Source organism: Streptomyces sp. NPDC015171 (assembly GCF_043079545.1).
In the GTDB taxonomy this organism is placed as follows: Bacteria; Actinomycetota; Actinomycetes; order Streptomycetales; family Streptomycetaceae; genus Streptomyces.
In genome coordinates this window covers 38,501-52,852 of the sequence record NZ_JBIBUO010000003.1, presented here as the reverse complement: position 1 = coordinate 52,852, position 14,352 = coordinate 38,501, and the positions used below count along the sequence as shown (strand labels likewise).

Here is a 14,352-nt window from a genome sequence, read left to right as displayed (position 1 = left end):
GCGGGAATGCACCCGGACAGCGCAGTGGCCGGCGGATCAGCGGCGGCGCACGAGCGGGAAGGGGAGCGTCTCGCGGATCGTCAGACCGGTGAGGAACATGACGAGCCGGTCCACGCCGAGGCCGAGACCGCCGGTCGGGGGCATGGCGTAGGCGAGGGCCTGGAGGAAGTCCTCGTCCAGCTCCATCGCCTCCGGGTCGCCGCCGGCGGCGAGCAGCGACTGCTGGGTGAGCCTGCGGCGCTGTTCGACCGGGTCGGTCAGCTCCGAGTACGCGGTGCCGAGTTCGGTGCCGAAGGCGACGAGGTCCCAGCGTTCGGCCAGCCGCGGGTCGGTGCGGTGCTGCCGGGTGAGCGGGGAGACCTCGGTCGGGAAGTCCTTGTAGAAGGTGGGTGTCGCGGTCCGGTGCTCGACCAGCCGCTCGTACATCTCGAGGACGACGTCACCGGGCCCGTCGTCGGCGGTGTACGGCACCCCGGCGCGGTCGCAGAGCCGGTGCAGGCGCAGCAGTTCGGTGCCGGGGCCGATCTCCTCCCCGAGCGCCTCGGAGAGCGCCCCGTACACGGTCTTGACCGGCCAGGTCCCGGAGATGTCGTACTCCGCGCCGTCCTTGCGGGCCACCGGGGAGCCGAAGGCGGCGGTGGCGGCGGCCTGGATCAGCTCGCGGGCGAGGTCCAGCATGACGTCGTAGTCGGCGTGCGCCTGGTAGGCCTCCAGCATCGTGAACTCGGGGTTGTGCTTGTAGGAGACGCCTTCGTTGCGGAACGTGCGGCCCAGTTCGAAGACCTTCTCCAGGCCGCCGACGCACAGCCGCTTGAGGTACAGCTCGGGGGCGATGCGCAGATGCAGGTCGAGGTCGTAGGCGTTGATGTGGGTGGTGAAGGGGCGGGCGTTGGCGCCGCCGTGGATCTGCTGGAGGATCGGGGTCTCGACCTCCAGATAGCCCCGGTCCAGCAGGCCCTGGCGCAGGGCTTGTACGGCGGCGGAGCGGGCGCGTACGACGGCACGGGCCTCGGGGTTCGTGATCAGGTCCAGATAGCGGCGGCGGACCCGGGCCTCCGGGTCGGTGAGGCCGCGGCGCTTGTCGGGCAGGGGGTGCAGGCATTTGCCGGTGAGCTGCCAGGAGGCGGCGAAGACGGTGGGCTCGCCCCGGTCGCTGGGCCGGCAGCGGCCGGTGACGGTGATGTGGTCGCCGGTGTCGATGTCGGCGGTGAAGCGGTCGAGTTCCGGTCCTGAGCCGTCGCGGGTGAGGGCGATCTGGTGGTCGCCCGACCAGTCGCGCAGCACGGCGAAGACGATGCCGCCGTGGTCGCGGACCGCCATGACGCGTCCGGCCACGGTGACGTCCGCGCCGGGCGGTACGCCGGCGAGGGTGTGGGTGGGTGCGGGGGTGCCCACGGGGTAGGGGTCGGTGCCGCGGGCGCGCAGCCGGTCGAGGGTGCGGTACCGGACGCGGACCTGGTCGGGCAGGCCCGCGTCCGGGGGCGCCGGCCCGGCCTCGTCCCCTCCGTCGAGGCCGAGCGCCGGCCGGGACGGCGGTACCGCCCCTGCGGCGGGCCGCCGTCCGCTCCCCGGGTGCCCCTTTCCCCAGAGTTTGCGCATCGACGGTACGGAGACGAATCCTTCGGCGATGCCGGAGGCGAGGCCGATGCGGGCGAGGGAGGCGGTGTCGCCGTAGCAGAGGAAGCGCGGGTACCACTCGGGGTGGTACTTGGCGTTGGAGCGGTACAGGGCCTCCAGCTGCCACCAGCGGGAGGCGAACAGCAGCAGCCGGCGCCAGAGCCTCAGGACCGGTCCGGCGCCGATGCGGGCGCCCTCCTCGAAGACCGAGCGGAAGACGGCGAAGTTCAGGGAGACGCGGCGCACGCCCAGTTTCGGTGCCGCGGCGCACAGTTCGGCGACCATGAACTCCATCACCCCGTTGGGCGCGGCCCGGTCACGGCGCATCAGGTCGAGGGACACGCCGTCGCGGCCCCAGGGCACGAAGGAGAGCAGCGCGAGGAGCCGGCCGTCCTCGCCGAGGGCCTCCACGAGCAGGCAGTCGCCGTCGGCGGGGTCGCCGAGCCGGTCGAGGGCCATGGAGAAGCCGCGCTCGGTCTCGGTGTCCCGCCAGGCGTCGGCTTTGCCGACGATCTCCTCCATCTCCCGTTCGGTGAGGGTGGCGTGCCGGCGGATGCGGCAGACGGCTCCGGTCCGGCGGACCCGGTGCACGGCCTGCCGGGTGACGCGCATGTCCCGGCCGTCCAGGTCGAAGCCCGGGATGTGCAGGATCGCCTCGTCGCCGAGCTGGAGGGCGCCGAGGCCGGCCCGGGCGTAGGCGCGGGCGCCGGCCTCGGAGGCGCCCATCACGGCGGGCGCCCAGGCGTGCCTGCGGGCGATGCCGAGCCAGGCGTCGATGGCGTGCGGCCACGCCTCAGGGTCGCCGACGGGGTCTCCGCCGGCCAGGCAGCAGCCGGCCTCGACGCGGTAGGCGACGGCCGCTTTGCCGCTGGGCGAGAAGACGACGGCCTTGTCGCGCCGGGTGGCGAAGTAGCCGAGGGAGTCCCGCTCGCCGTATGCCGCCAGCAGGGCGCGTACGCGGGCCTCCTCGTCGTCGTGCAGGGCGGCTTCCAGGCGCTGGGACCTGAAGAGCGTGGCGGCGGCGTTGAGCAGGGCGAGGGCGCCGAGCAGGCCGAGTACGAAGCTGATCTGGCGGGGCGGGCGGCCGTCGAAGGAGCTGTCGGAGACCAGTCCGCCGCAGACCCGGTCGGCCGCCCAGGCCAGGTGCTGGCTCCCCGGGAGCGTGCCGGGGAAGAGCAGCAGCAGTCCCCAGCCGAGCAGGATGGCCACGACAAGGCCGGCCAGCAGCACGCCGAGCGCCCGACGCACGGCGCCGCGGCGGGAGGCGGCGTAGAACTCCCGGCGGGCGACGACGAGCAGGGAGAGCAGCAGCGCGCACAGCACGAGGGACGGCAGCGACTGGGTGTACAGGCCGACGGCCGCGCCCAGCACGTCGGTCAGGACGAGCAGGCCGAGATAGACGACGACCAGCCACCAGGCGACCTTCTTGCGGGCGGCGGTGGCGCCGGCCAGCAGGAACAGGAAGACGGCGTAGGCGAGGTTGGCGCTGATCGGGACCAGCAGCAGGTCGAGGGTGCGGACGACCGGGCGCAGCGGGCGGCGCAGCGGGGCGACGATGGCGAGCAGGGCGCAGAGCAGGCCGAGCGCGGCGAAGAGGGTCGCGAAGGCCTCCGGGACCCAGCCGAGGCGCCCGCCGGCGGGCGGGCGTATCGCGCCGCTCACGCCCCGGCGGCCGGCCGGCTCCGCGGTGGCAGTCATGGTTCCGACTGTAGGAAGGGCCCGCACGCCTCGCCCGTCGAGCGAGCCCCCGGCATGGGCTGGAACAGCGGATTCCGATAGCCTCGGGCCGTGACGGAACAGCACGAACAGCACTCGCACACGTTCGAGCGGGGCACGGACGGCCCGAAGGTCATCGTCGTCGGTGTGGACGGCTCCGACTCCTCACTGCGCGCCGCCGCCTACGCGGGAGGTCTGGCCCGGCGGCAGCACGCGTTGCTGGCCGTGGTGTACGTGCAGCCGGTGCTTGCGGCCGGGGCCGCGCTCGGGGCGCCGGTGGCGGAGACGACCGACGAGATCGCCGAGGATCTGATCACGCAGATCCGGGAGGCGGCCGAGCGGGTCAAGGGGATATTCGAGGTGCGCTGGGAGTTCCACACCTTCCCCGGCGATCCCTACAACGGGCTGGTGAAGGCGGCCGACGAGCTGAAGGCGGACGCGGTGGTGGTGGGCGCCTCGGAGCAGGCCGGCCACCGGATCATCGGTTCGGTGGCGGTCCGGCTGGTGAAGGCGGGCCGCTGGCCGGTGACGGTCGTACCGTAGGCCGAGGCCGTCGGCAGCGGCACGTCACCCCGGGGTGAGCGCGGTGGGCGGCCCGGCACGGCCGGGGACCCGTACGGGACACCACGCGCCCGCCGCCCTGATCCGCTGAGCCGAGCGGGGCAGTCCCCGGCCGCACCGGGCGTCGGCGTGTCCGCACGCCCCTGCCCGGGACACGGCCCACCCGCGCCCGGGACTCACCTCCCCGCCGGGCCGGGCACCGGGGCGCTCCGGCCGCGCTGCGGGACCACCCGGTCCACCGGAGGGCGTTCCGGACGCCGCGCACATGCCGCCGGGGCCCGCAGACCCGAGTGGGAGACCGCACCGGCGCCGCCGTGCCCGTACCCCACACCCCACGAACCCGGCCCGCCCGGCCGCGCCCGAGGCTCACAGCTCCCCGCCGGGCCGGGCACCGGGGCGCTCCGGCCGCGCTGCGGGACCACCCGGTCGACCGGAGGGCGTTCCGGACGCCGCACGCGGCGCCGGGGCCGGAGGATGGGCCGGGACCGTGCACGGCGCGGCGTGCGGGGCGGCGGGCCGGAGGGTGGGGCGGAGTCGTGCACGGCGCGGCGTGCGGGGCGGCGGGGTCGTGGCCGGCGCCGGTGTCCCGGGCGGCGGCGTGCGTGGCGTCTTCCCTGCGGTGCCGTGCTGAGCCATCATGATCCGCCGTCAGCCGTTTGCCGTCGGCGAAGAGGTGAGGCGTATGGCCAAGCTCCGAATGGGTGAGGGGATTCTCCGCCGCAAACCCATCGAACACATCGAGGAGACCGAGGTCGCCGAGGGCGGCGGCCTGGACAGGTCGCTGGGGCTCTGGCAGCTCACCGCGATCGGCGTGGGCGGCATCATCGGCGCGGGCATCTTCACACTGGCCGGCACGGTGGCCAATGGCAAGGCCGGGCCCGCGGTGCTGGTGTCGTTCCTGATCGCCGGCGTCGCCAGCGCCTGCGCCGCGCTGTCGTACGCCGAGTTCGCCGGGATGATCCCGAAGGCGGGCTCCGCGTACACCTACGGCTACGCGGTGCTGGGCGAGTTCGCGGGCTGGTTCATCGGCTGGGACCTGCTGCTGGAGTACACGGCGATCGTGGCCGTGGTCGCGATCGGGATCTCCGGTTACTTCGGCTTCCTCGTCGAGAACCTGGGCGCCGACCTGCCCGACTGGATGCAGGGCGCACCCGGCACCGGCGGCGGCCATCGCGTCGACCTGTTCGCGGCCCTGCTGTGCCTGCTGATCGCCTGGCTGCTCAACCTGGGCATGCGCAGCGCGGCCCGGTTCGAGACGGCCGTGGTGGTGCTGAAGGTGCTGGTGGTGCTGGTGGTGATCGGGGTGGGCGTGTTCCACATCAACACCACGAACTACCACCCGTTCTTCCCGTTCGGCCTCAGCGGGGCGTTCACCGGTGCGGCGACGGTGTTCTTCGCCGTGTTCGGCTACGACGCCATGTCGACCGCGGCCGAGGAGTCGCGCGACGCGCAGCGGAACATGCCGAAGGCCATCATCTACTCGCTGGTCATCTCGATGGTGCTGTACGTCGGGGCCTGCCTGGTGCTGACCGGCATGCAGAACTACAAGGACATCGACCCGGAGAGCGGCTTCTCCACGGCGTTCGACTCGGTGGGGCTGAGCGGGCTCGCGAACCTGGTGGCGGTGGGGGCGATCATCGGCATCCTCACGGTCATGTTCACGTTCATGCTGGGTGTCACCCGGGTGTGGTTCTCCATGTCGCGCGACGGGCTGCTGCCCCGGTGGTTCGCGAAGACGCACCCGACGCGGCACGTGCCCACCCGCGTGACGTGGATCGTCGGGGTGGCCTCGGCCCTGATCGCCGGGTTCCTGCCGATCGGCGAGGCGGCCGAGCTGACCAACATCGGCATCCTGCTGGCGTTCGTGGTGGTGTGCGTGGCGGTGATCGTGCTGCGCTACCGGCAGCCGGAGCTGCCGCGCTCCTTCCGGACGCCGTGGATGCCGTTCGTGCCCGCGCTGGGTGTCGTCTTCTCGATCTGGCTGATCACGTTCCTGGAGTGGCAGACCTGGGTGCGGTTCGCCGTGTGGTTCGCGCTCGGCTGCGTGATCTACTTCGGCTACTCCTACAAGCGGTCCGCGCTGGCCCAGCGGCCGCCGGGGCCCGACCGGGATCGGCTCACTCCCCCATGACCAGGCCGTCCTGGGCGGCTCCGCGGCTGAGGACCACGTCCCTGATCCGGTCGCGGACCCCTTCGAGACCGGCGCCCTGGGCGATGGCCCGGTTGAGGTTGACGACCCGGCCGGCGTCGAGGTCGTACACCTGCGGGACGAACTCGGCCCTGGTGACCCGCCAGGGCTCGCCCTTGCGGGCCGGCGGGTCGAAGGTGAAGCGGCCGAGGGTGGACTGGTTGCCCCGCGGGTCCTGGGCGCCCTCGGCGTTGTACATCTCGCCGGCGATCTGGTCGCCCATCCCGTAGACCACCCAGGTGCCGTTGACCTTCTCGTACGCCTGCGGGACATGGGCGTGGGTGCCGAGGACCAGGTCGATGTCGGGCCGGTTGGCCGAGGCCGAGGCGGTGAGCTGCTGGGCGAGGCCGAGCTGGAGCCGGTCGGGCTCGTCCTGCCACTCGGTGCCCCAGTGCACGGAGACCACGACGACGTCGGCGCCGCCCTGCCGGGCCGCGCGGGCGTCGGCGATCATCCGGTCCGGGTCGATCAGGTTGACCGCCCAGGGCTGGCCGTCCGGCAGCGGGTTGTCGTTGGTGCCGAAGGTGTACGACAGGTGGGCGACCTTGGCGCCGCCCGCGCGGAAGAGCTTGACCGAGCGGGCCTCGGCCTCGCTGCGGGCGGTGCCGGAGTGGCGCAGACCGGCCTTGTCCATGGCGTCCAGGGTGCGCCGGATGCCCTCCGCGCCGTCGTCCAGGGCGTGGTTGGAGGCGGTGGAGCAGCCGTCGTAGCCGGTCGCGACGAGGGCTCCCGCGACCTCCGGCGGGGACTTGAAGACGGGATAGCCGGAGTAGTCGCCGTCGGCGCCGTAGACGGTCTCCATGTGACACAGCGCCAGGTCGGCGTGGGCGACGACCGGCTGGACGCCGGCGAGCATGGGGCGGAAGTCGTAGCCGCTGCCGCCCGCGTCGAAGGAGGCCCGCTCGATGACGGAGGTGTGCGGCAGGACGTCCCCGGAGGCGACGAGGGTGAACCCGCCGGACGGGGCGGGTGCCGCGTGCCCCTGGGTGCCGGGTTCCCGGTTCTGGTTCTGGCAGGCCGCCCCTGCCGCTAGGACGGCGGTCAGGGCCAGGGCCACCTGCTGTCTGCGTCCGATCATCAGCTCACCCCAGGTTTGTCGTATATACAGACGAAGCCGTGACGGGCATATGGGTATGAAGCTGGTGTGCCGGATAAACGACCCAGGTGGCGTCATTAACCCGTCCGGTGCTCAGCCGTACCGCTCGTCCGACCGTTCGCCGACGCGATCGACCGTCCGTCGCACGAGCCGTCCCGCACCCTGTCCGCACGCCTCGCCCTGCGCTGCCATACGCCCATGACGGCCGCAACCTCACTCACCCCCGGGACGACGACCGCCGAGCACGAGCTGGCCGCGCTCCAGCGCGAGCACGGCGGCCCGCTGTTCGCCCTGCTGCTCAGGCTCTGCGACGGAGACCGGCAGCGCGCCGAGGACCTCGTCCAGGAGACCCTGGTCCGCGCCTGGCGGCACCCGGAGGCACTGCACGCGGAGGACTTCGACTCCGTACGGCCCTGGCTGCTCACCGTGGCCCGGCGGCTCGCGATCGACGCCCGGCGGGCCCGGCAGGCCCGGCCGCCCGAGAGCGGCGACGAGGTCCCGGAGAACGCGCGGGTGACCGCCGATCACGCCGAGCGGGCCGCCGCGATGCTCGACGTCCGGAAGGCTGTGAAGACACTCACGCCGGACCACCGTGACGTGCTGATACTCGTGTATTTCCGCGGGGCCAGTGTGGCGGAGGCGGCCGAGACCCTGGGGATTCCAGCCGGTACCGTGAAATCCCGCGCGTACTACGCGCTGCGCGCCCTGCGCCGGGTCCTTCCGGGTTATACGAGCGACCTGCGGTGAAACCGGAAGCCAGGTCAAACCTCGGTAAAGCGCCTTGCTGTAGCCCCCGTCAGGGCAATGGGCTGTCCTCATCCGCGTTCCGGGCGGGGGCGGTGGCCGTCGACGCCGACGGGGCCCGGGCGCCGCGCACGCACCGGAGGAAGGGCAGGACGGGATGCTGCACAGAGGTCACGAGAGCACCGACGGCACGGGCGGCGGCGAACTGGCCGTCCCCATGGCCTGGTTGTACGCCGAGTACATCGCGGACGAGCTGCTGCGCACCGGCGATCTGATGCCGCCGACGTCCTTCGAGTTCCGGGCGGGCCGGGACGCGCTGGCGCTGACCGTCTTCCTGTCCGACACCGACGGGGAGCTGTCCGGCATCCGGGTGATCTCCCAGCTGGAGAACTGGCTGTCGCTGACCGCCTACGACCAGCCGTGGCAGGACTGGGTGCGGTCGCGCATGGCCGAGCTGACCGAGCGGGCGGCCGGCTCCCGTGCTCCCTCCCCCGATCTGGCGCTCGCGGCCGACGCCTGGCGCTGGCTGGAGGAGACCGAGCTGCTCGCGCCCGACCTGGACGCGGTGCCGGGCGGCGGTGCGCTGTTCGGGGAGGACGACGGGCCGAAGGTGTGGACCCCGGCCTGGCGGCTCGGGCTGCCCCTCGGGCACCTGGCGATCCACCTCTTCTGAATCTCCTGGAATTCACACCAATCCGCGGGCCGGGCCGCTCCGAATCTCTTCCCGTGATTCTGCGTGCGGCTTGAGTGATTCGACTGTCGGCTGCGTACGGATGGGAGCACGGAGTAACCCCACCCGCACCCATCGGCACGAGGATTCGGCATGAGGTCCCTGGAAAGGCATCGCGACGCCGGCGCGTACGCGCTCGGCGTGCTGGACGAGGCGGAGGCCTTCCGCTTCGAGGACCACCTCATGGAGTGCCCGCGGTGCGCGGCACACGTGACCGAGTTCGGGCCCACGACCCGGCAGCTGCTGCTGTACCGCCGGTCCACGCCCCGTTTCGTGCACCCCATGGCCCAGCCCGGTCCCCGGCTGCTGGACCGGCTGCTCGGCGAGCTGGCACAGCGGCACCGGGCACGGCGCCGCCGGCTGCTGTACGGCCTGGCCGCCTCGGTGGCGCTGGCCGTGGCCGGTCCCGGCATCGTGGCCCTCGCCGGCCATGCGGACGAGACGGCCCACGTCACCGCGGCGACCGATCCGCACACCGGGGTGTGGGCGCAGGTCACCTCCGCCGACCGGGAGTGGGGCAGCGATCTGCGGCTGGAGGTCAAGGACGCCTCCGGGGCGCACACCTGCCGGCTGGTCGCGGTCGGCCGGGACGGCACGGAACAGGTCGTCGCCGGCTGGACCAATGCCGGTGACGGCAGCCGGCCCGCCACCGCGCTGGGCGCCGCCGCGCTCCACCCGGACCAGATCCTCCGCTACGAGATCCGCACGTCGGACGGGAAGCTGCTGGTCACGGTCGACCCGCGGTGAGCGGGCGCGGCCCGGGACCGGGCCCCGGGCTCACTTCAGCAGCCGGGAGAGACGACGGTCGGCCAGCGGCTTGCCGCCCGTCTGGCAGGTCGGGCAGTACTGGAGCGAGGAATCGCTGAAGGAGACCTCGCGGATGGTGTCGCCGCAGACCGGGCAGGGTTCGCCGGTGCGTCCGTGCACGCGCAGACCGCTCTTCTTCTCCTTCTTCAGCCGGCTGGCGGCCACGCCCCGGGAACGCTCGACCGCCTCGGTCAGCGTGGTGCGCAGCGCCTCGTACAGGCGGTGGGTCTCGTCCAGGGTGAGGGAGGCGGCGAGCTTGAACGGGGACATCTTCGCGGCGTGCAGGATCTCGTCGCTGTAGGCGTTGCCGACGCCCGCGATCAGCGACTGGTCCCGCAGGGCGCCCTTCAGGCGGCGCCGTTCGCCCTTCAGCAGGGCGGCGAAACGGCCCTCGTCGAAGTCGTCGGCGAGCGGGTCCGGGCCCAGCCGGGCGATGCCCGGTACCTCGTGCGGGTCGCGGACGACGTACACGGCGAGCCGTTTCTGGGTGCCGGCCTCGGTCAGGTCGAAACCCTCCCCGGTCTCCAGTGCCACGCGCAGGGCGAGCGGGCCCTTGCCCGGCTTGGGCGGTCCGTCCGGCAGCCGGTCCTTCCAGTGGAGCCAGCCCGCGCGGGCCAGATGGGTCACCAGGTGCAGCCCGCCGTCCGTCTCGATGTCCAGGAACTTGCCGTACCGGTGCACGGCCGTCACCCCGGCGCCCTCGACGGCGGTGACCGGAGGGTCGTACGTCTTCAGGACGCTGACGGCCACGGGCAGCACCCGCACCACGCGCAGTCCGACCAGGTGCTCGGTGAGGAAGTCCGTCAGCGCTTCTACCTCGGGCAGTTCCGGCATACGTACAGGGTGCCATCCGGTATCGGCGGCCACAGGCGAACGCGCGCCCTTGTCAGCCGTCCTCCGGCCTCGGCAGCCGGAACTCGCACCACACCGCCTTGCCGCCGCCGCGCGCCTCCACGCCCCAGCTGCCGGCGAGCAGGTCCACGAGCAGCAGCCCACGGCCGGAGACGCCGTCCTGGCCCGCGTCCCGGCGCCTGGGCAGGGCGCTGGAGGAGTCCTCGACCTCGATGCGCAGTCTGCGGTCGGCGGCGTCCAGGGCGCGCAAGGTGACGATCGCGGATCCCTCGGTGTGCATCAGGGCGTTGGTGATCAGCTCGTCGGCGACCAGCTCGATCTCGTCGGCCTGGTCGCGGGCGCCCCAGGCGCGGACCGCGGCGCGGATCATGTGCCGGGCCTGGGTGAGGGCCTCCGGGTCGCCGGGCGCCACATGCTGCTGGAGCCGGCCGCCGGCCCGGGTGGCCTCCCGGCTGCGGCGGCGCAGCAGGAGCAGCGCCACGTCGTCGTCGCCGCCGCGTTCCTCGGCCAGCCGGATCAGCCGGTCGGCGAGTTCGCGCACCTCCTCGGGCCCCTCGGCGACGAGCGCGACGATGCCGCGCATGCCCTCGTCCAGGTCGGTGCCCGGCTGCTCGACCAGGCCGTCGGTGCACAGCAGCAGGGTGTGGCCGGGGTCGAGTTCGAGGGTGGCGACGGGATACTCGAGGCGCCCGAACTCGGCGGACAGGCCGAGCGGCAGCCCGCCCGGCACACAGACCCGTTCGCAGTGGCCGTCGGCGTCCCGGACCAGCGGGTCGATGTGCCCGGCGCGGACCACCTGGACCACGCCGGTGGACAGGTCGGCCTCGGCGTACAGGCAGGTGGCGAACCGGTCGGTGTCGAGTTCGTGGAGGAAGACGGAGGCTCGGGCCATCACGGTGGCCGGGGTGTGGCCCTCGGCGGCGTAGGCGCGCAGCACGATCCGCAGCTGGCCCATGACGGCCGCCGCGTGGGTGTCGTGGCCCTGGACGTCGCCGATGACCGCGCCGACCCGGCCGCCGGGCAGCGGGATCAGGTCGTACCAGTCGCCGCCGATGTCCCGGCCGAGGGCCGCCGAGCGGTAGCGGACCGCGACGTCGGCGCCGCGCACGCTGGGGATGGTGCGGGGCAGCATGGCCTGCTGGAGCCCCTGGGCGAGGTCCTTCTCCTGCTCGTAGAGCATGGCCCGCATGAGGCTCTGCGCGATGCTGCTGCCGAGCGCGACCAGGACGGCGCGCTCCTCGGCGGAGAAGCCGCGCCGGTCGTCGTAGAGCAGGCCCATCGCGCCGATGGGGCGGGCCTGGGCGATCAGCGGGAGATAGGCGGCCGAGGTGATGTTCAGGTCGGTGATGTGCGGCCAGAGGATCGGATAGCCTTCGGCGAACTCCTCCGGGGACTCGATGAACCGGGGGGTGAGCGTACGGACGACCTCGCTCATCGGGTACGGCTCGTCGATCCGGGTGACCCGGGTCCCGGGCACGAAGCTGCCCACCGGGCCCTCGGCTACCAGCCGGATCCGGCCCGCCTCCACCAGTCCCATCACCAGGCTGGTCGCGCCCAGGTGGCGCACGCCGTGGGTGTCCTTGAGGACGTCGATCACGTCCTGGACGCTGCGGGCGTGCGCGAGGGCGGCGGAGATGACCTGGACGACGCCGGTCTGCTGCCGGAAGGCCTCGTCCTGCGCCGCCCTGTGGCTGCGTGCGGCGCTGTCGGCCAGTTCCTCGGTGGCGTCGCGGACGATGCCGACGACCCGGCGCGGGCGGCCGGTCCCGTCGCGCCGGATGTAGCCCTGGGTGTGGGTCCAGCGCATGGCGCCGTCGCGGCAGCGGATGCGGAAGTAGGCGCCGTAGTTCTCGCTGCCGTCCTTGATGGCCTGGGAGACCACCGCGTCGAGCCGGGCGGCCTCCGGCGGCGGCACCCGCGGGGTGAGGGATTCCGGGCGCCCGTCGTACTCCTCGGGCAGCAGGTCGAACACCTCGAAGGCCTGGGCGTCCATGTCCATGAGACCGGTGTCCAGGTCCCAGTCGAAGCTGCCCATGCGGTTGAGCGCGAGGATCGGGTCCGGGTGTGCGGGCCAGTCCTCCGGGAGTGACAGGTCGCTCGCTCCCCGATCGGCCATGGGGCCACCTTGCCAGGATCCGGCTGATTCTTCGACTTGATCGGCTTGATCGGCGGGAACCGCCGTCGTGGCCCGGCGGCCGGTACGGCGCCGGGCCCGGGGTCAGCTCACGGGTCCGCCGGCAGCGCCGGGAACGCGGCCTTCCTGCCCCGGCACCGCCTCGGAGGGGGCCGCGGGTGGGGCGGTGGATCGCGGCGGTGCCGCGGGGGTCGCCGTGTGCCGGTCGGCGCGACTGGCGGCGTCGTCCGGGGTGCCGGTCCGCCGGTCCGGGGGCGTACGGCCGTCCGGGTGGGGCGTGCCGGTCCGGTCCGCGGCGGCGGGGTCGCTCTCGTCCGTCCGGGGCGGCCGGGGGTCCGGTCCCGCTCCGACCGGCGGGACGTCTTCGGGCGGCCCCGTGCCCGGCTGACGCGCGTCCATCTGGCCGACACCCGGCCGGTCGGCACCCGACCGGCTGACGACCGACGGCCCGGTGCCGGGCAGGCCCGTGTCCGACGGGTCCGTGACTGGCGATCCCGTGCCTGGCGACCCCATGACCGACAGGCCCGTGTCCGACGGGTCTGCGCCCGGCGACCCCATGACCGACAGGTCCCTGTCCGACGGGTCTGCGACCGGGCGCCCTGCGGCCGGCGGACCGGTGCGCGCCGGGCCGGACTCCCTCGGACCGGATTCCGACAGTTCCGAGCGGCCCTCGCCGGCCCGGCCGGTATCCGACGCACCGGCATCCGGCAGGGCCGCACCCGACAGCTCTGCGAGCGGACGCCCTACGACCGACGCACCGATGCCCGACAAGCCGGCACTCAACCGACCCGCACCCGACAGACCCGCGCCCGACAGACCGGTACTCGACGGACTGGTACTCGACGGACCGGCGTCCGACGAATCGGCGTCCGGCAGACCGGCACCCTCGCCGCCGGCCTCCTGCAGACCGGCACCCTCGCCGCCGGCCTCCTGCGGACCGGCGCCCGGCGGAGCCGTCTCCGGCGGAACGGGCGCGGACTGGCCGGGCGAGGACGCGGAGGGCGACGACGCGGACGACGACGAGGACGGGCCCGGCGGGGACGGGACGGCGGTGGCTCCCGGGGGCGCGGGCACCACCTGGTCGCGGCGGACGTCGGGGCCGACCCGGCGCCGGGTCCAGGTACGGGTCTCCTCGTCGACGATCGTGATGCTGGTGACGGCCCGGGGTGCCGGGGTCACCACGACCACCCCGTTCGCCCGGTAGCCGGACCAGGGGGTGCCGCGGGCGGCGGCCCCGCCGCGCGTCGGCGCGGGCGGAGTCAGCGGGTTGCCGCAGGCGCAGCGCACCCGGGGCACGCCGCGGTCGTCGACGAGGACGGCGGTGCCGGCCTGGAGCACCGCCTGGTAGCGGGAGGCCCGCCGGTCGCGGTAGGTGTGGTTGGAGACCCGTGTGTCGGCGCCGAGGACGACCGGGGTCAGGCCGCGCAGATAGCCCGGCAGCTCCGCGCGGGAGACCCCGGCCACCCGGGCGAAGGCGTCGGCCCTGGCCTCGTCCGCCGTCAGATAGCCCACGTGCCGTTCGACGTCGCAGCCCGCGACCCGCGGGGTGCCGCGGTACAGGCCGGGCGTGGCCCCCGACAGGGTGCGGGCCGCACGCAGTGGCGCCTCGGGCTCACCGGGCGAGGCCGAGGTGGTGGGACGGGAGGACCTCGCGGCGGCGGCGTTGACGGTGGAGTCGGTGAAGGGTTCCGGCCCGCGCTCGGTCGCGGGCTGCAGGTAGACCATCTCGCCCGTCCGGGCCTGCTTCACGCCGGTGCCCGCGCAGCCGGTGGCGAGGAACGCCGCCAAGAGCGTGTACGCCACGACGATGGTTCCGGTGGGTATCCGCACCGCACACTCCGGATCACTATGGGTGATTACGCCCTATTGTTGGCATTGCACAGGTTTGGCTGGCAACTCGGGGAACG

Annotated in this window: 10 protein-coding genes; 5 read left to right on the top strand and 5 right to left on the bottom strand. The window is 73.6% G+C overall.

From position 1 onward, the window contains the following. Positions 1-36: 36 nt before the first annotated feature. A complete protein-coding gene (gene lysX, locus ACF073_RS08605) occupies positions 37-3,315 on the bottom strand; it encodes a bifunctional lysylphosphatidylglycerol synthetase/lysine--tRNA ligase LysX (RefSeq protein WP_392067778.1) in 3,279 nt (1,092 codons plus the stop codon). Between the two features lie 90 nt (positions 3,316-3,405). Between lysX and ACF073_RS08600 the strand changes: the two genes are divergently transcribed. Then, positions 3,406-3,876, top strand: coding sequence for a universal stress protein (locus tag ACF073_RS08600; RefSeq protein WP_392067776.1), 471 nt, complete (start codon positions 3,406-3,408; stop codon positions 3,874-3,876). Between the two features lie 700 nt (positions 3,877-4,576). Then, positions 4,577-6,025 (top strand): amino acid permease, encoded by a 1,449-nt coding sequence (locus tag ACF073_RS08595; RefSeq protein WP_392067775.1) that lies wholly within the window; start codon positions 4,577-4,579, stop codon positions 6,023-6,025. Here the strand turns inward: ACF073_RS08595 and ACF073_RS08590 are convergent. After that, a complete protein-coding gene (locus ACF073_RS08590; RefSeq protein WP_392067774.1) occupies positions 6,012-7,160 on the bottom strand; it encodes a CapA family protein in 1,149 nt (382 codons plus the stop codon). The genes ACF073_RS08595 and ACF073_RS08590 overlap by 14 nt on opposite strands. Positions 7,161-7,376: 216 nt before the next feature. Here ACF073_RS08590 and ACF073_RS08585 point away from each other — a divergent pair, with 216 nt between their 5' ends. From ACF073_RS08585 to ACF073_RS08575, 3 genes are all read left to right on the top strand, one after another. Beyond that, complete coding sequence (locus ACF073_RS08585) at positions 7,377-7,925, top strand: sigma-70 family RNA polymerase sigma factor (protein ID WP_392067773.1); 549 nt, start codon at positions 7,377-7,379, stop codon at positions 7,923-7,925. Between the two features lie 154 nt (positions 7,926-8,079). Next, entirely contained in the window at positions 8,080-8,595 is a 516-nt protein-coding gene (locus ACF073_RS08580; RefSeq protein WP_392067772.1) for a hypothetical protein, read from the top strand. A gap of 150 nt (positions 8,596-8,745) precedes the next feature. Further along, entirely contained in the window at positions 8,746-9,399 is a 654-nt protein-coding gene (locus ACF073_RS08575) for a zf-HC2 domain-containing protein (RefSeq protein ID WP_392067771.1), read from the top strand. A 30-nt stretch (positions 9,400-9,429) separates the two neighbouring features. Here ACF073_RS08575 and ACF073_RS08570 read toward each other — a convergent pair whose 3' ends face one another. The 3 genes from ACF073_RS08570 to ACF073_RS08560 form a co-directional block, all read right to left on the bottom strand. Then, complete coding sequence (locus tag ACF073_RS08570; protein WP_392067769.1) at positions 9,430-10,293, bottom strand: Fpg/Nei family DNA glycosylase; 864 nt, start codon at positions 10,291-10,293, stop codon at positions 9,430-9,432. A gap of 52 nt (positions 10,294-10,345) precedes the next feature. Then, on the bottom strand, positions 10,346-12,427 hold the full coding sequence (locus ACF073_RS08565) for a SpoIIE family protein phosphatase (RefSeq protein ID WP_392067768.1): 2,082 nt from the start codon (positions 12,425-12,427) through the stop codon (positions 10,346-10,348). 102 nt (positions 12,428-12,529) lie between these two features. Then, on the bottom strand, positions 12,530-14,275 hold the full coding sequence (locus tag ACF073_RS08560) for a DUF6777 domain-containing protein (RefSeq protein WP_392067766.1): 1,746 nt from the start codon (positions 14,273-14,275) through the stop codon (positions 12,530-12,532). Positions 14,276-14,352 lie beyond the last annotated feature (77 nt).